Origin of the sequence: Klebsiella michiganensis (assembly GCF_002925905.1) — a bacterium.
Lineage (GTDB): Bacteria > Pseudomonadota > Gammaproteobacteria > Enterobacterales > Enterobacteriaceae > Klebsiella > Klebsiella michiganensis.
In genome coordinates this window covers 1,188,224-1,204,579 of record NZ_PRDB01000001.1, presented here as the reverse complement: position 1 = coordinate 1,204,579, position 16,356 = coordinate 1,188,224, and the positions used below count along the sequence as shown (strand labels likewise).

The 16,356-nt window shown below is 55.3% G+C and carries 15 protein-coding genes; 5 read left to right on the top strand and 10 right to left on the bottom strand.

Features of this window, described 5'->3' with window-relative positions:
* Positions 1-9: 9 nt before the first annotated feature.
* A complete protein-coding gene (gspE, locus tag CDA56_RS05820) occupies positions 10-1,395 on the top strand; it encodes a type II secretion system protein GspE (RefSeq protein ID WP_103814188.1) in 1,386 nt (461 codons plus the stop codon).
* Entirely contained in the window at positions 1,385-2,590 is a 1,206-nt protein-coding gene (hofC, locus tag CDA56_RS05815) for a protein transport protein HofC (RefSeq protein ID WP_032694420.1), read from the top strand. The genes gspE and hofC overlap by 11 nt, the downstream gene beginning before the upstream one ends.
* Positions 2,591-2,619: 29 nt before the next feature.
* On the opposite strand, the gene CDA56_RS05810 is transcribed toward hofC, so the two are convergent.
* A complete protein-coding gene (locus tag CDA56_RS05810; RefSeq protein ID WP_025106495.1) occupies positions 2,620-3,663 on the bottom strand; it encodes a GMP reductase in 1,044 nt (347 codons plus the stop codon).
* 348 nt (positions 3,664-4,011) lie between these two features.
* On the opposite strand from CDA56_RS05810, the gene coaE reads away from it, so the two are divergent.
* Genes coaE through yacG form a run of 3 tightly spaced genes read left to right on the top strand, consistent with a single transcriptional unit; the run spans position 4,012 to position 5,579 of the window.
* The gene (gene coaE, locus CDA56_RS05805; protein ID WP_048262398.1) at positions 4,012-4,632 is read left to right on the top strand and encodes a dephospho-CoA kinase; all 621 of its coding nucleotides are present in this window, start codon (positions 4,012-4,014) and stop codon (positions 4,630-4,632) included.
* Positions 4,632-5,375 (top strand): cell division protein ZapD, encoded by a 744-nt coding sequence (gene zapD, locus CDA56_RS05800; RefSeq protein WP_014227927.1) that lies wholly within the window; start codon positions 4,632-4,634, stop codon positions 5,373-5,375. The genes coaE and zapD overlap by 1 nt, the downstream gene beginning before the upstream one ends.
* A 9-nt stretch (positions 5,376-5,384) precedes the next feature.
* Complete coding sequence (yacG, locus tag CDA56_RS05795) at positions 5,385-5,579, top strand: DNA gyrase inhibitor YacG (protein WP_004098607.1); 195 nt, start codon at positions 5,385-5,387, stop codon at positions 5,577-5,579.
* Positions 5,580-5,634: 55 nt separating this feature from the next.
* On the opposite strand, the gene mutT is transcribed toward yacG, so the two are convergent.
* From mutT to murC, 9 genes are all read right to left on the bottom strand, one after another.
* The gene (gene mutT / locus CDA56_RS05790; RefSeq protein ID WP_046877800.1) at positions 5,635-6,036 is read right to left on the bottom strand and encodes an 8-oxo-dGTP diphosphatase MutT; all 402 of its coding nucleotides are present in this window, start codon (positions 6,034-6,036) and stop codon (positions 5,635-5,637) included.
* A 61-nt stretch (positions 6,037-6,097) separates the two neighbouring features.
* The gene (secA, locus tag CDA56_RS05785) at positions 6,098-8,803 is read right to left on the bottom strand and encodes a preprotein translocase subunit SecA (RefSeq protein ID WP_004098603.1); all 2,706 of its coding nucleotides are present in this window, start codon (positions 8,801-8,803) and stop codon (positions 6,098-6,100) included.
* Between the two features lie 62 nt (positions 8,804-8,865).
* Entirely contained in the window at positions 8,866-9,375 is a 510-nt protein-coding gene (gene secM, locus CDA56_RS05780; protein WP_165795103.1) for a secA translation cis-regulator SecM, read from the bottom strand.
* 247 nt (positions 9,376-9,622) lie between these two features.
* A complete protein-coding gene (lpxC, locus tag CDA56_RS05775) occupies positions 9,623-10,540 on the bottom strand; it encodes a UDP-3-O-acyl-N-acetylglucosamine deacetylase (protein ID WP_004098599.1) in 918 nt (305 codons plus the stop codon).
* A gap of 100 nt (positions 10,541-10,640) precedes the next feature.
* Positions 10,641-11,792, bottom strand: a complete 1,152-nt coding sequence (gene ftsZ / locus CDA56_RS05770) for a cell division protein FtsZ (RefSeq protein WP_004098597.1) — start codon at positions 11,790-11,792, stop codon at positions 10,641-10,643.
* Positions 11,793-11,854: 62 nt separating this feature from the next.
* Positions 11,855-13,111, bottom strand: coding sequence for a cell division protein FtsA (ftsA, locus tag CDA56_RS05765; protein ID WP_004098594.1), 1,257 nt, complete (start codon positions 13,109-13,111; stop codon positions 11,855-11,857).
* Positions 13,108-13,941, bottom strand: a complete 834-nt coding sequence (ftsQ, locus tag CDA56_RS05760; protein WP_014227923.1) for a cell division protein FtsQ — start codon at positions 13,939-13,941, stop codon at positions 13,108-13,110. Before ftsQ ends, ftsA begins: the two co-directional genes overlap by 4 nt.
* 1 nt (position 13,942) lies before the next feature.
* Positions 13,943-14,863: a D-alanine--D-alanine ligase gene (locus tag CDA56_RS05755; RefSeq protein ID WP_032720383.1), complete on the bottom strand. Its 921-nt coding sequence runs from the start codon at positions 14,861-14,863 to the stop codon at positions 13,943-13,945.
* Positions 14,856-16,331, bottom strand: a complete 1,476-nt coding sequence (gene murC / locus CDA56_RS05750) for a UDP-N-acetylmuramate--L-alanine ligase (RefSeq protein ID WP_014227921.1) — start codon at positions 16,329-16,331, stop codon at positions 14,856-14,858. Before murC ends, CDA56_RS05755 begins: the two co-directional genes overlap by 8 nt.
* Positions 16,332-16,356: the final 25 nt, after the last annotated feature.

Genomic DNA, 16,356 nt, shown 5'->3' with positions numbered 1-16,356 from the left:
GGCGCGGCAATGAAAACTGAACAATTGATACCTCTTTGCCAGCGCTATCAGGCCTTACTGCTCGATAGTAATGAACACACCATCGCTATCGCCGTGGTTGACGCCCCCGCCCCGGAGCTGCTGGAAGCGTTACGTTTCGCGACGCAGAAAAGGATTGATATCGAGTGCTGGAGCCAGGACCAGATGGACAAGCGGCTGCAGACGCCGGGAATATCAACCCTCACCCCGCCTGTTGAAGCCTTGGCCAGCATCGTTGAACAGGTAAATAGCCTTCTGGAACAGGCCCTGCGCCAGCGCGCATCGGATATTCATATTGAACCCGGTGACGATCGCCTGAGAATTCGCCTGAGGGTAGATGGCGTACTCCATTCTCTTGCGCCGCTTGCGCCGGAACTCGCCGCCCCCATCACCGCCCGACTTAAAGTGCTCAGCAATCTGGATATCGCTGAACACCGGGTACCGCAGGACGGCCAGTTTACCCTCACGCTCGCAGACCGCCCGATCTCGTTTCGGATCGCCACGCTTCCCTGCCGCGGCGGGGAAAAAATCGTCCTTCGCTTATTACACCAGGTCGAACAAGCGCTGGACCTCGAAGCGCTGGGGCTATCGTCTCAGCAGCTTGCCGCCTTTCGCTCGGCGCTTAACCAACCTCAGGGGCTGATGCTGGTCACCGGCCCGACGGGAAGTGGGAAAACCGTCACTTTGTATAGTGCGCTGCAGGCGCGGAATCGCGACGAGGTCAATATATGCAGCGTTGAAGATCCGCTGGAGATCCCCATCGTGGGGATGAATCAGACGCAGATTAATCCGCGGGCGGGCTTAACCTTTCACAGCGTACTGCGCGCCCTGCTACGCCAGGATCCCGATATCGTGATGGTCGGAGAGATACGCGATGCAGAAACCGCTGAAATTGCGATAAAAGCAGCGCAAACCGGGCACCTGGTTCTCTCAACGCTGCACACCAATTCAACCAGTGAAACGCTGGTTCGCCTGCAGCAGATGGGCGTTGCGCGCTGGATGATCTCATCCGCGCTTTCTCTGGTGGTTGCTCAACGCCTGGTACGCAAACTGTGCCCGCACTGCCGCCAGGAAACCGGCAGTTCGGCCGATGTTCCACACAGCCTGTGGCCACGGGCGCTTCCTCGCTGGCAGGCTCCGGGCTGTCAGCACTGCTATCACGGCTACTACGGTCGCCTGGCGCTATTTGAGCTGCTCCCCGTCACCACCGCGTTACGGCAGGCGATTACTCAGGGTCTTAGCGCCGGAGAGATCGAGTCCCTGGCGCGCGAATCCGGCATGATGACGCTGTTTGAGAGCGGCTGTCTGGCCGTCGAACGTGGGATGACAAGTCTGGAAGAGGTCGTTCGCGTGTTGGGGATACCGCATGGCGACTAAACGACTGTGGCGCTGGCGCGGTCTCTCTCTCCAGGGCATTCCCTGCCAGGGAACGCTCTGGCAGGATAATCGCCCTGAGGCATTGCAGGCTCTGCAGCGGCAGCGAATTATCCCGCTGACGCTGCGCCGCTGTAGCGTGCAAAGCGCCCTCTGGCATCCGCGCTACAGTGGCGAAATCATCCGCCAGCTGGCCGCGCTTCTTCAGGCCGGTCTCCCCCTGGCCGAGGGGCTGGAACTGCTGGCGCAGCAGCAGCCCAATGCGCAATGGCAGGCGCTGCTGCAAACCCTGGCGGAGGATCTGGCGCAGGGCATTTCGCTTTCAGGCTCCCTGGAAAAATGGCCTGAGGCGTTCCCTCCGCTCTATCTGGCCATGATTCGCACCGGTGAACTTACCGGTAAACTGGAACTTTGCTGCGCTCAGTTGGCCAGGCAGCAGCGAGAGCAGCTGCTCCTCACCGAAAAAGTGAAAAAAGCGCTGCGCTACCCGTTGATTATCTTATCCCTGGCGCTGCTGGTGGTTATGGGAATGCTGTGCTTTGTCTTACCGGAATTCGCTGCTATATATCAAACCTTCAACACCCCGCTGCCGTGGCTGACCCGCGCGGTAATAAGCATTGGCGAAGGGTTAACTCGCTGTTGGCCACTGCTCGCGGCCCTGGGTATTTTACCTGCAATACTCAACCGGCTGATTTGCCAGCGGCCAGGCTGGCTGCTGTACCGTCAGAAGCTGCTCCATACGCTGCCGGTGTTTGGCAAACTGCTATGCGGCCAGCGGCTTAGCCAGATTTTTACCGTACTCGCATTGACGCAAAGCGCCGGAATCAGCTTTCTGCAAGGTCTGCAAAGCGTGGAGGAAACCCTGAGCTGCCCGCTATGGCGGCAGAGGCTCCAGCAGGTTTGCCGGCAAATTACCCACGGCGATCCCATCTGGCAGGCGCTCGCCAACGGCGGAGGCTTTACGCCGCTTTGCCTACAACTGATCCGTACCGGTGAAGCCTCGGGTTCGCTGGATACCATGCTGGAAAATCTGGCTCGTCACCATAGTGAGCAGACGCATCAGCAGGCAGATAATCTGGCGACCTTGCTGGAACCGATGATGTTGGTAGTGACCGGAACGATTGTCGGCGTGCTGGTGGTGGCGATGTATTTACCCATTTTTCATCTGGGCGACGCCATTAGCGGGATGGGGGGATAACGCTGGCGCAAACGCGCCAGCGAACGGCATTACAGGCTGTTGAACACGCGGTTCTCTTGTTCCTGTACGCGAATAAAAGTCGTGCGTTTAGTCAGTTCTTTCAGCCGCGAAGCACCTACGTAGGTGCATGCGGAACGCAGACCGCCAAGAATATCGCGCGCGGTGTTTTCAACCGGGCCGCGCAGAGGCAGCTTAACGGTTTTGCCTTCAGCCGCACGGTACTGGGCTACGCCGCCAACGTGACGGGTCATCGCCGACTCCGAGCTCATGCCGTAGAACAGCATGAATTTTTCGCCGTTTTCTTCAACCACGGTACCGCCGCTCTCTTCGTGACCGGCCAGCATACCGCCAAGCATCACGAAATCCGCGCCGCCGCCGAAGGCTTTAGCCACATCGCCCGGCATAGTACATCCGCCGTCGCTGATAATCTGCCCGCCCAGGCCGTGCGCCGCATCGGCACACTCAATCACTGCGGAAAGCTGCGGATAGCCGACGCCGGTTTTCACGCGGGTTGTACATACGGAGCCCGGACCGATACCCACCTTAACGATATCAGCCCCCGAAAGAATCAGCTCTTCGCACATTTCGCCGGTAACAACGTTGCCCGCAATAATGGTTTTCTGCGGCCAGGCTTCGCGGGCTTTCGCGACAAACTGCACGAAGTGCTCTGAATAGCCATTCGCCACGTCAATGCACACAAAGCTAAGCTGCGGATTTTGGATCAGAATCTGATTTGTTTTTTCAAAATCCGCATCGGAGGTGCCGGTAGAGACCATGACGTGCTGCACGACATCTGCCGATACGCTCTGAACAAACGCCTGCCACTGTTCAACGCTGTAATGCTTATGTACGGCGGTCAAAACGCCAAATGAAGCCAGGGCTTTAGCCATGGCAAACGTGCCAACGGTGTCCATGTTAGCAGCAATGATCGGCACACCAGACCAGGTCTGGCCAGAATGTTTGAAAGTGAATTCACGTTCCAGCTGTACGTCAGAACGGCTTTTGAGGGTAGAACGTTTCGGGCGGATAAGAACGTCTTTAAAACCAAGCTTCAAATCTTCTTCAATACGCATGTGCGAATTCCTGGGGTTAATTGCATTATTGTGAGAGCACAACTCCAGTGACGTTATCATACGCACGAATCATGGCCGCGCAAGACTGCGATTTTCACTTTTTTTACGCTACAATCGTATAAATTTACCTGGTGAACAGCCAAAAGCGAATTTGCGATATCCCATCGCAGGCGTATCATTTTTAACCATTTGATTTACATGCGCAAAAAGAACCAGGGTACGTGGTGACAGCCATTTATTGGTTGATATCACGTCGATAAAACCACTGTCGCAGTGGCGTCGTCGCGTCGTAAATCACGGCTCTGTTATTGAAAAATGTGCATGTAGTCAGTTTCAGGATTGAGGTGTATGACATACACGGTAGCGTTAACAGGCGGCATCGGTAGCGGTAAAAGTACCGTAGCCGACGCATTCTCACACCTCGGGGTTAACGTTATTGATGCTGACATTATCGCGCGCCAGGTGGTCGAGCCCGGTACTCCGGGGCTAAACGCGATTGCTCAACGCTTCGGTCCGCAGATCCTGAATAAAGATGGCACCCTTAACCGTCGCGCTCTGCGTGAGCATATTTTCGCTCACGCAGAGGATAAGAACTGGCTAAACGCGCTGCTGCACCCGCAAATTCAGCAGGAAACGCGTCGCCAGATGCAGCTTGCCACCTCGTCTTATATTCTCTGGGTTGTACCTTTACTGGTCGAAAACCGTTTGTCCGCCAAAGCCGATCGGGTCCTTGTTGTCGATGTGCCGAAAGAGACGCAGATAGCGCGCACGATGCTTCGCGATCGGGTCAGTCGGCAACATGCGGAACATATTCTTGCCGCTCAGGCAACGCGCGAGCAGCGCCTTGCCGTTGCGGATGATGTTATTGAAAATATGGGTTCACCTGATGCCATCGCATCAGCTGTCGCCCGCCTGCATGCAAAGTATCAACAGCTGGCAACGCAGGCCGCCTCACAGGAAAAACCGTAATGTCTACCCCTGTTCTATTTGAACATCCGCTTAATGAAAAAATGCGCACCTGGCTGCGTATTGAGTTTTTGCTCCAGCAGCTGACCGTACATCCCGCCATTACCAGCCATGCGGATGCGCTGCATTTTTTCCGCAATATCGGCGATCTTTTAGATGTTTTTGAACGCGGTGAAGTACGTACCGATCTGATGAAAGAGCTGGATCGCCAGCAGAGGAAGCTGCAATCCTGGGCGGAAGTCCCTGGGGTTGATCAGGATCGTATCAACGAACTGCGTCAGCAGCTGAAGCAATCAGGCAGTACGTTAATGTCGGCGCCGCGTATCGGCCAGTACCTGCGAGAGGATCGCCTGATCGCCCTGGTACGCCAACGCCTGAGTATCCCGGGCGGCTGCTGTAGCTTCGATCTTCCGACGCTGCACATCTGGCTGCATATGCCGCAGGAATATCGCGATGAGCAGGTCGGTAAGTGGCTGGCCAGCCTGGAACCGTTGACGCAATCGCTGATGCTCATTCTCGATCTCATCCGTAACTCGGCCCCCTTCCGTAAGCAGACCAGCCTGAACGGTTTTTATCAGGACAACGGCGAAGATGCCGATCTGCTGCGTCTGCGGTTGGATCTTGCCAGCCAGCTCTACCCCCAAATATCAGGCCACAAGAGCCGCTTTGCCATCCGCTTTATGCCGCTGGACAGCGAGCACGGCATCGTGCCAGAGCGTTTTGATTTTGAACTGGCCTGCTGTTAAGGAGTCAATATGTCAGAAGAGATAACCGTCAACTGCCCAACCTGCGGCAAAATTGTGGTCTGGAATGAGCAGAGCCCGCATCGCCCGTTCTGCTCCAAACGCTGTCAGCTTATCGATTTAGGCGAATGGGCAGCGGAAGAGAAACGTATCCCAAGCAGCAGCGATCTGTCAGATAGCGACGGCTGGAGCGAAGAAAAAGAGTAACGGATTTCGGGCGGGCATGTACAGGCCCGCCCTGATTTGCCGGATGCAGGCGCCCCTACCCGATCAGAGAACCTTGAATTAACTTCGTAATGACGGGTTCGTTTGCCGGCGGAAAATCCTCAGCAACGAGCGCGCTCTGCGCAATCCAGCGGCCCGGCTGCCCTTCTTTCCCCCACGGCTCGCCTTCCCAGCTGTTCACCAGCCAGAACCATAGCGTGATATGGCGATCGGGAAACTGGTACTCCAGCTTATCAAACAGGCTGTAAGCTTTGGCTGTAATGCCGACCTCTTCCTGCAGCTCACGTACTAAGGCCTGTTCGGACGACTCGCCCTCTTCAATTTTACCGCCCGGGAATTCAAGCTTGTTCGCCATATGCGCATCGGCGGCCCGCTGAGTGATAAAAATCTCCCCTTGCGAATTACGGATAATACCCACTGAAATTTGCAGCGTTTTCATTGTCTTCATTCCATAAAAAAGGCGCAGATATCTGCGCCCTGGTATTCAATATTGTAAAAGCTTAGCTCAGGCGACCGTGGCACTGCTTGTATTTTTTGCCAGAACCGCACGGGCAAGGATCGTTACGACCCACTTTACGCTCGCCGGTTTGTTCAGCCAGCGCGGCCGCGGCTGCGCTATCATCGTCCTGATGGCTCAGTTGCTGCATCTGCGCCAGACGCTCAGCTTCTTCACGACGCTGCTGCTCCATCGCCTCAACCTCTTCCGGCATCCGCACCTGAACTTTGCTCAGGGTACTGATCACTTCATATTTCAGGGATTCCAGCATTGAAGCGAACATGGAGAAAGATTCACGCTTATATTCCTGCTTCGGATCTTTCTGCGCATAGCCGCGCAGGTGGATCCCCTGACGCAGGTAGTCCATCGCCGCCAGGTGCTCTTTCCATAGGGAGTCCAGCGTTTGCAGCATGACGCCTTTTTCAAAGTGACGCATCATCTCAGCGCCAACCACTTCTTCCTTACGCTGATAGGTTTCAATGGCGCTCTGCAGAATGCGCTCACGCAGCGTTTCTTCATGAAGCTCCGGCTCTTTATCCAGCCACTCTTTGAGCGGCAACTCGAGGTCGAAGTCATTTTTCAGACGCTCCTGCAGGCCTTCAATATCCCACATCTCTTCCAGAGACTGCGGAGGAATATGGGCATCGATGGTCGCTTTAAATACGTCTTCACGAATGCTGTTAATCGTCTCGCTCACGTCGGTCACATCGAGCAGCTCATTACGCTGGGTGTAAATAGCGCGACGCTGATCGTTAGCCACATCGTCATATTCCAGCAGCTGCTTACGAATATCGAAGTTGCGGCTCTCGACTTTACGCTGCGCGTTGGCAATCGCTTTGGTCACCCATGGATGCTCGATAGCCTCACCCGGCTTCATACCCAGTTTACGCATCATGCCGGACACGCGGTCAGACGCGAAGATACGCATCAGGGCATCTTCCATCGACAGATAGAAACGGGAAGAACCGGCGTCCCCCTGACGGCCTGAACGACCGCGGAGCTGGTTATCAATACGGCGGGATTCATGGCGTTCGGTGCCGATGATATGCAAACCGCCCGCAGCCAGTACCGCATCGTGACGAACCTGCCAGTCGGCTTTGATCTGCGCAATCTGTTCTGGAGTCGGGTCTTCCAGCTGGGCGACCTCGGCCTGCCAGCTACCGCCAAGCATAATGTCGGTACCACGGCCGGCCATGTTAGTTGCAATGGTTACCGCAGACGGATAGCCCGCCTGCGCAACGATGTCCGCTTCGCTGGCGTGGAATTTCGCGTTCAGCACGTTGTGCTTGATGCCCGCCTTCGTTAATTCATTAGAGACCACTTCTGATTTTTCGATAGAAATGGTACCCACCAGCACCGGCTGCCCCGCGGCGGTACGCTGCTTAATATCTTCGATAATGGCCTGAATTTTTTCCGCTTCGGTCATATAGACCAGGTCCGCCATGTCTTTACGAATCATCGGACGGTTGGTCGGAACCACAACGGTATCCAGCTTATAGATTGAGCTAAATTCAAACGCTTCGGTATCGGCGGTACCGGTCATCCCTGCCAGCTTCTCGTACAGGCGGAAATAGTTCTGGAAGGTAATTGAAGCCAGCGTCTGGTTCTCGTTCTGAATATCAACGCCTTCTTTCGCTTCAACGGCCTGGTGCAGGCCATCGGACCAGCGGCGCCCCTGCATCGTACGGCCGGTGTGTTCGTCGACGATGATCACTTCGCCATCTTTCACGATGTAATCAACATCGCGGGTGAACAGCACATGCGCGCGCAGCGCGGCGGTCACGTGGTGCATCAGCATGATATTGGTCGGTGAGTACAGCGACTCGCCTTCTTCCATAATACCTTCATTCACCAGCAGCTCTTCAATCAACACCAGGCCGCGTTCGGTCAGGTTTACCTGACGCGCTTTCTCATCGACGGAGAAGTGCCCTTCGCCGGTAAAGGTTTCGGAGTCTTCTTTATCCTGACGCACCAGGTGCGGAATGATCTTGTTCACCTTCTTATACATTTCCGAGCTGTCTTCAGCCGGGCCGGAAATAATAAGCGGGGTACGCGCTTCATCGATCAGAATGGAGTCGACTTCATCCACCAGCGCATAGTGCAGTTTGCGCTGGACGCGCTCTTCAGGACTGAAGGCCATATTGTCGCGCAGATAGTCAAAGCCGTATTCGTTGTTGGTACCGTAAGTAATATCGGCTGCGTAGGCTTCACGCTTGGCCGGCGCAGGCAGGCCGGACATGTTAATGCCAACGGTCATCCCCAGGAATTCAAACAGCGGGCGGTTGTTCTCGGCATCACGCTGCGCCAGATAGTCGTTGACGGTCACCACGTGAACGCCTTTACCGGTCAGCGCATTCAGATAGGCAGGCAGAGTTGCGGTCAGCGTTTTACCTTCACCGGTACGCATTTCTGCAATACAGCGGTCGTTGAGAACCATGCCGCCCAGCAGCTGAACGTCAAAGTGACGCATGCCGAAGACGCGTTTACTGGCTTCACGCACGACGGCAAAGGCTTCCGGGATCAGGCTCTCCAGGGCTTCGCCTTTTTCCAGGCGAGCGCGGAACTCAGCGGTTTTCCCTTTCAGTTCGTCGTCGGACAGTTTTTCCATGGACGGTTCCATGGCGTTGATCACGTTGACGGCTTTGCGCATACGACGCAGCGTACGGTCGTTACGACTACCGAATACTTTAGTTAATAATTTGATTAGCATAATAAAATCTCAAACGCCCCGCGGTGCGGAGTCACAAAAAAATAGAATGGTCCGTTTTTGGTTTAGCTGAGACGTTGAGGCCCTGCGCGTATGCCGGCCACCTGGCTAATCCAGGTACAGACGCGAAACGCACAGTGGGAAATAGAGGGGTTATATGCCGCCAGATGAACAATGGCCGGAGGTTTGCTCTCCTGCGTCAACAGCGCGCTAAGCGTGTCGAGAAGGGCCAGATGCTGCGCCTGAAGCGGTGAAGACTCTTCCACTACCGGCAGCGCCTGCGGGGCCATCGCAAAAGAGAGGTGGCGAATGACCGTACGAATGGCGTGCTGATGCCAGTAATCAACCGTGAAATTGGGCCGACGACTGGAAGATTCCAGCAGCGCTAGCTGAGAAAAATTAACTTTAGCAGGATTATGGTTGCTGGACGTCGTTTTAGCGGGCGACGCGGTCTCATGCTCATGACCATTGCTAAGCGCAGGCAGGCCGAGGCTAGCCGCGACCATCCCCAACAGGAGATGCGGCCAGAAATACCGTCTGCCAAACTGTCGCCAGCGCGTCAGCAATCCACTCACTTACGTTACCTTTTGTTGGTAGCAACCCTAAGAAATATTTTGCGTCCAAATACTAACATTAATACGCCGTCACGGCAGCAGGAATGAGGTCTCAGGCGGGGGAAAAACGTTTAAAAAAGGAACGAACGCGCAAAAAATGCAGTTAAAAATCAAAGCAGGACGCAGCGGGAATATAAAAAAGAAAACGACTGGCTCCCTGGCCGGAGAGAGTACCAGGTTACCAGTCGAATTTACTGCCGGGTCTGACTTATGCCAGAACCAGCGTCGGGGCGCGGAACGCCAGCGGCATTTCTGCGTCGTCCTCGAAGGTCACATACTCCCAGGCTTCCTGTTTTGCCAGAACAGCCTGCAGCAGTTTGTTATTCAACGCGTGACCGGATTTGTACGCCGTAAATGCGCCGATAATATTGTGACCACACATAAAGAGGTCGCCAATGGCATCCAGCATTTTGTGACGGACAAACTCATCTTCAAAGCGCAAACCGTCTTCGTTCAGTACGCGATAATCGTCAACAACGATGGCACAATCGAAGCTGCCGCCCAGGCACAGGCCGCGGGACTGCAGATATTCGATATCACGCATAAAACCGAAGGTACGCGCGCGGCTAATCTGGCGCATAAACGCATCAGCCGAGAAGTTCATTGCGTAGCGCTGGCTGCTGGAGTCAATCGCCGGATGGTTAAAATCAATGGTGAAGTCCAGTGAAAAACCATTGTACGGTTTGAATTCGGCCCATTTATCGCCATCTTCAACGCGAACTGTCTCTTTGATACGCACAAATTTCTTAGCGCAGTTCAGTTCATCGATGCCGGCATCCAGCAACAGATAAACGAACGGAGCCGCACTACCGTCCATAATTGGGACTTCCGGCGCATCGACTTCAATAATAATGTTGTCGATACCCAAGCCAGCCAGCGCGGCATTGAGGTGCTCAACCGTCGATATCCGCACGTCATGCTCATTGACCAGGCAAGTACAGAGCATGGTATCACGCACAGATTTGGCATCAGCCGGAAAATCAACCGGTGGATTCAAGTCGGTGCGACGATAGATGACCCCGGTATTTGCCGGCGCAGGGCGTAACGTCAGGGTGACTTTCTTGCCGGTATGCAAACCGACGCCAGTCGCCTGAACGATACGTTTAAGAGTCCTTTGTTTGATCATCGTATAATCTCGCCAAGTTACCTATCCAACCGAAGTGTACTATACATTCGGCAGGCCAGTTTAGCACAAAGAGCGCAGATGCCCAACTTCCAGCCAATTCTTAATCGGCTTGCTTACGCAGGAAGGCTGGAATATCCAGATAATCTGGCTCTTTCGCAGCCTGCGGCGTATTGTCGTTGACCACTTTTGCGGCCGGTTTCTGCTCTTGCGTCAGTGGAGACATACCGTGCTGCTGGTAACGATCCATCACCGGCTGCTGCACCTGTTTGTTGGTGACCAGGGTGATTTCCGGACGTTTGTCCATACCGATACCGGTAGCAACGACGGTTACGCGCAGCTCGTCGTTCATATCCGGGTCCAGAGAGGTACCGATAACCACGGTGGCGTTATCCGAAGCAAATGCGCGGATAGTGTTACCTACGGTCTCGAACTCATCCAGACGCAGGTCGAAGCCCGCAGTGATGTTGACCAGAACGCCACGCGCGCCGGACAGATCGATATCTTCCAGCAGCGGAGAAGAGATCGCCATTTCAGCCGCTTCTTCCGCACGGTCTTCACCGCTCGCCACGCCGGAGCCCATCATGGCGTAGCCCATTTCAGACATCACTGTACGCACGTCCGCAAAGTCGACGTTCATCAGGCCTGGGCGGGTGATCAGCTCAGCGATACCCTGCACCGCGCCTTTCAGCACGTCGTTGGCCGCACCGAAAGCGTCGAGCAGAGAAATGCCGCGGCCGAGAACCTTCAGCAGCTTGTCGTTCGGGATGGTGATCAGCGAATCCACATGCTTGGACAGCTCGGTGATGCCCTGCTCAGCGAACGCCATGCGCTTCTTGCCTTCAAAATTGAACGGCTTAGTCACCACGGCAACGGTCAGGATACCTAAATCTTTTGCAACTTCAGCCACCACTGGCGCAGCACCGGTTCCGGTACCGCCGCCCATGCCGGCTGCGATAAACACCATATCGGCGCCGTCAAGGGCGGCACGCAGCGCTTCACGGTCTTCATCCGCCGCGTTACGGCCGACTTCCGGGTTTGCGCCTGCGCCCAGACCTTTGGTAATACCGCTACCGATCTGGATAGTCTGGCCAACAGCCGTTTTGCGCAGAGCCTGCGCGTCGGTGTTCACCGCGAAAAATTCAACACCCTCAATGCGCTCGCGCACCATGTGCTCAACGGCGTTACCGCCGCCGCCGCCGACGCCGATGACTTTAATCACCGCGTCGTTGGTCAGTTCCATAGGTTCAAACATAATTTCTCTCTCCGTTGTGCCTGTCGCCTGAGAACGCTAATTTTCTGCGTTCTCTTAAAAAATTAAAACTCTTTTCGCAACCAACTGTTGAGTCGTTTGATCCACGACCCGACCGTTACGCGTTTTTCCACCTCTGCTTCACCACTGAGATGAGATTCCTTCCCGTAGTGCAGCAGCCCAACCGCCGTCGAGTAATACGGCTCCTGGGCATAATCCGTTAATCCGGTAATATTCAGCGGCGCGCCAATTCTCACCTGCGTATGGAATACGCGCTGCGCACAGGCGGCAAGTCCTTCAATTTGCGCCGCACCGCCGGTTAATACAATGCCAGCCGCCAGGTGGTGCTTCACACCTTGTTGACGGAGCTGTTCCTGCAGCTGCAGGATCTCTTCATTCACCAGGTTGAGCAATTCGGTATAACGTGGCTCAATCACCTCGGCCAGCGTCTGACGCTGCAGACTACGAGGCGGACGCCCGCCCACGCTGGGGACTTCCACGTTCTCGTCTTTACCAACGATGGAACCCAGCGCACAGCCGTGACGCACTTTAATGGCTTCTGCGTCGCTCGGCGGCGTACCGAAAGCGTAGGCAATATCGCTGGTCACCACGTTGCCCGCGTACGGGATCACTTTGGTATGACGCAGCGCGCCGCCGGTATAGACCGCAATATCCATTGTACCACCGCCGATATCCACCACGCAGACACCCAGTTCACGTTCGTCTTCCGTTAATACGGAATAGCTGGCGGCTAAACCGGCGAAAATAAGCTGGTCGACTTTCAGACCGCAACGTTCCACCGCTTTGACAATATTTTTTGCCATATCGTTATGGCAGGTAATCAAATGCACTTTCGCCTGCATGCGTACGCCAGACAGTCCTACGGGGTTTTTAATCCCCTCCTGGTAGTCGATGGCGTACTCCTGCGGGATAACGTGCAGAACGCGATGCTCGTCGCGCACGCGAACCGATTTCGCGGTATGTACCACGTTCTCTACGTCGTCCTGCGTCACTTCTTCTTCAGAAATCGGCACCATACCGATTTCATTTTGACAGCTGATATGTTTGCCTGAAAGCGCCAGATAGACTGACGAGATCTGGCAATCCGCCATCAGTTCGGCCTGGTCAATGGCGCGCTGTACGCATTTCACCACGGATTCCAGGTCGTTCACTCCGCCTTTATCCATACCACGCGATGGGCAACTGCCCACGCCAATGATATTAATCATACCGTCGGGCAGAACTTCCCCTACTAAAGCGGCAACCTTAGCGGTGCCAATCTCCAGTCCAACTACCAGTTTTCTGTCCGTCGCCTTGATCATTGTTGTTCTGCCTGTGCCTGATTCTGTTGTTGTTGAGTTTCCTCTACAGGAGCCGGTACCCAACCGACTGCCGCTCCCGAGTCATAACGCAAATCAACGTAGCTTATCCGTTTGCCGTCGGTCTGCGCCTGCTGCTGAAGAACCGGGTAGAGTTCCATAAAGCGCTGAAGCCGTTTCATGGTGTCACCCCGGCCAAGGTTGAGCTTAATGTCGTTATTAAGCGTCAACTGCCAGGAGCGACGCGCGGTCATTGCCGCTACTTTCAACGTGAATTTATCCTTTGCCAGCACCTGCCCCATGTCGCGGTATCCCTGAAGGACTTCGTTCTCACTGCCTTCCGGGCCGTACAACATCGGTAAATTCTGTTTACTGGTGCGATCTGACGGCACGCTGAAAGAATTTCCGTCCACGTCTACCATATGCTGATCATTCCAGCGCGCTATCGGCACATATTCAACCAGATGAATCTTCAATTCGTCCGGCCACTGCTTCCTGACGCTCGCCTGCTTAATCCACGGCAGACGTTCAATCTGGCTTTGAATAATGTTGACGTCCTGCGTCATAAAGGTGCCCGGCGACCCTAATGCCAGAATCGCCTGACGGATATCATCGTTGCGCGTGTAGTGACGCTCACCGGTGACCACCATCTTTGACAGCGGTAATCGCTGTGCATCTTCCATCCAGCCCAGAACCATCCATCCGCTGACCAGCACGGTACAGAGCACCGCCAGCAGGAAGAAGATACCCGCCAGACGAGAGCCATTACTTCGACGCGAAGAGGTTTCGTCTTCCTCTTCGTGGTTCCGCGTATTCAGCGCAGCCTGCGACATATCACCCCGCCAGGTCCAGAATTCGTACAACAAGCTGCGAGAAGCTCATCCCTGCCTGACGCGCCGCCATGGGCACCAGGCTATGGCTGGTCATGCCAGGAGAGGTGTTTGCTTCCAGCAGATAAAACTGGCCATCGCTGTCCAGCATCACATCAATTCGCCCCCAGCCGTAACAGCCAAGACTATCCCAGGCTTTTTGCACCAGAGCCTGGATTTCTGCCTCGCGCGCGGAATCTTCCAGGCCAGGGCAGAAATATTGCGTTTCATCAGAGAGATACTTTGCTTCATAATCATAGAAGGTTCCAGCCGCCTGGATACGTATTGACGGTAAAATTTCTTCTCCGACGATAGCGACGGTAAATTCCGGCCCACTGAGCCATTTTTCAATCAGAACTTCGTCATCATGCTGAAAAGCCAGCGCCAATGCATTTTGTAATGCACAACTTTCGCTGACTTTGGACATACCGACGCTGGAGCCTTCGCGACTGGGTTTAACAATCAACGGCAGTCCGAGGGCGGAAATCTGCTGTTCTACCTCAGCGGAAAGCCCCGCGGTAAACTGTTTACGCGTTAGCGCAACCCACGGCGCAACCGGCAGCCCGGCACCCTGCCACAGCAGTTTGCTGCGCAGCTTATCCATTGAGATAGCGGAAGCCATCACGCCGCTGCCGGTATAGGGGAGTTGAATCAGCTCCAGCAGCCCCTGCAACGTACCATCTTCACCGCCGCGACCGTGCAAGGCAATAAACGCTTTCTGAAAACCCATATTTTTCAATTGGGTAATATCCACGTCGCGCGGGTCGACCGGGTGCGCATCGACCCCGGCTTCACGCAGGCCGGCGAGCACCGCCGAACCTGAATTGAGAGAGACTTCACGTTCAGCGGAGGTTCCGCCAAAGAGGACCGCGATTTTATCAGCCATGGCGCTCCTCCTGCGATTTTTGCGGCTGCAATTTGATTTCCGCCAGGTGACGGGCGATTTTACCAATATTTCCCGCCCCCTGAACCAGCACCAGATCGTTGCCGGTCAATACTGAAGCCAGCATCTCTGCCGCCTGCGCCGGGTCGGAAACCAGAATCGGGTCGACTTTACCGCGGCCGCGAATCGTACGGCACAGCGAGCGGCTGTCGGCGCCAGGAATAGCGGCTTCGCCCGCGGAATAAACGTCCAGCATCAGCAGCGCGTCAACCTGGGTCAGCACGTTGGCGAAATCATCGTACAGATCGCGCGTACGGGTAAAACGGTGCGGCTGAAACAGCATCACCAGGTTTTTATCCGGCCAGCCCGCCCGCGCCGCTTTGATGGTGGCATCCACTTCCGTAGGATGATGACCATAATCATCGATCAGCATCGCGGTACCCTCTTTACCGTTAACTTCAGCTAAGGGGTATTCGCCAAGGAAATCAAAGCGACGGCCGGTGCCCTGGAAGCTTTCCAGCGCGCGCAAAATAGCGTCATCATCAATGCCCTCTTCCGTCGCAACGGCCACCGCCGCCGCCGCGTTCAGCGCGTTGTGGCGACCCGGTGCGTTCAGCGTCACCTGAATGACCTCTTTATCCTGGCGAACCAGACGGAAATGGCCCTGAGCGCCAACCTGACGATACTCTTCCACGCGAACGTCGGCATCATCGCTAAATCCGTAGGTGGTGAGCTGGCGGCCAACGCGCGGCAGCAGTTCACGAATCACCGGATCGTCCACGCACATCACCGCGCGTCCGTAGAACGGCAGATTGTGCAGGAAGTTAATAAACGTCTGCTTCAGGTTTTCGAAGTCGCCGTGGTAGGTATCCATATGATCGGCTTCGATATTGGTTACGATAGCGACCATCGGCTGTAAATGCAGGAACGAGGCGTCGCTTTCGTCCGCTTCGGCAATCAGGTAACGACTATGGCCAAGGCGCGCGTGCACGCCAGCGGCTTTGACCAGACCACCGTTCACGAAGGTAGGATCCAGCCCGGCTTCAGCGTAAATGCTCGAGACCATCGCCGTGGTTGTGGTCTTTCCGTGCGTGCCGGCAATGGCAATGCCGTGGCGAAAACGCATCAGCTCCGCCAGCATCTCGGCGCGGCGAATAACCGGAATACGCGCTTCGTGGGCGGCGACGATTTCCGGGTTATCCGCAGAAATCGCGCTGGAAACCACGACAACGCTCGCATCGCGCACGTTTTCAGGGCGATGGTTGAAATAAATCGTGGCGCCAAGCTGAGTCAACTGCTGGGTCACCGGATTCGGCGCCAGGTCGGAGCCGCTAATCTGATAACCTTCGTTGGCCAGAACTTCGGCAATACCGCCCATGCCGGCACCGCCAATGCCAACAAAGTGAATGTGCCGGACGCGACGCATCTCGGGCACGATAGAACGCAGTTTTGCCAGATCTTGTGTATTCATTCTTTACGCCATCAACTTCTTTATT

Bases quoted from the DNA above. Each gene is read 5' to 3' on its own strand.
- gspE (WP_103814188.1), top strand. From the start codon at position 10: ATGAAAACTGAACAATTGATACCTCTTTGCCAGCGCTATCAGGCCTTA.
- hofC (WP_032694420.1), top strand. From the start codon at position 1,385: ATGGCGACTAAACGACTGTGGCGCTGGCGCGGTCTCTCTCTCCAGGGC.
- CDA56_RS05810 (WP_025106495.1), bottom strand. From the start codon at position 3,663: ATGCGTATTGAAGAAGATTTGAAGCTTGGTTTTAAAGACGTTCTTATC.
- coaE (WP_048262398.1), top strand. From the start codon at position 4,012: ATGACATACACGGTAGCGTTAACAGGCGGCATCGGTAGCGGTAAAAGT.
- zapD (WP_014227927.1), top strand. From the start codon at position 4,632: ATGTCTACCCCTGTTCTATTTGAACATCCGCTTAATGAAAAAATGCGC.
- yacG (WP_004098607.1), top strand. From the start codon at position 5,385: ATGTCAGAAGAGATAACCGTCAACTGCCCAACCTGCGGCAAAATTGTG.
- mutT (WP_046877800.1), bottom strand. From the start codon at position 6,036: ATGAAAACGCTGCAAATTTCAGTGGGTATTATCCGTAATTCGCAAGGG.
- secA (WP_004098603.1), bottom strand. From the start codon at position 8,803: ATGCTAATCAAATTATTAACTAAAGTATTCGGTAGTCGTAACGACCGT.
- lpxC (WP_004098599.1), bottom strand. From the start codon at position 10,540: ATGATCAAACAAAGGACTCTTAAACGTATCGTTCAGGCGACTGGCGTC.
- ftsZ (WP_004098597.1), bottom strand. From the start codon at position 11,792: ATGTTTGAACCTATGGAACTGACCAACGACGCGGTGATTAAAGTCATC.
- ftsA (WP_004098594.1), bottom strand. From the start codon at position 13,111: ATGATCAAGGCGACGGACAGAAAACTGGTAGTTGGACTGGAGATTGGC.
- ftsQ (WP_014227923.1), bottom strand. From the start codon at position 13,941: ATGTCGCAGGCTGCGCTGAATACGCGGAACCACGAAGAGGAAGACGAA.
- CDA56_RS05755 (WP_032720383.1), bottom strand. From the start codon at position 14,863: ATGGCTGATAAAATCGCGGTCCTCTTTGGCGGAACCTCCGCTGAACGT.
- murC (WP_014227921.1), bottom strand. From the start codon at position 16,331: ATGAATACACAAGATCTGGCAAAACTGCGTTCTATCGTGCCCGAGATG.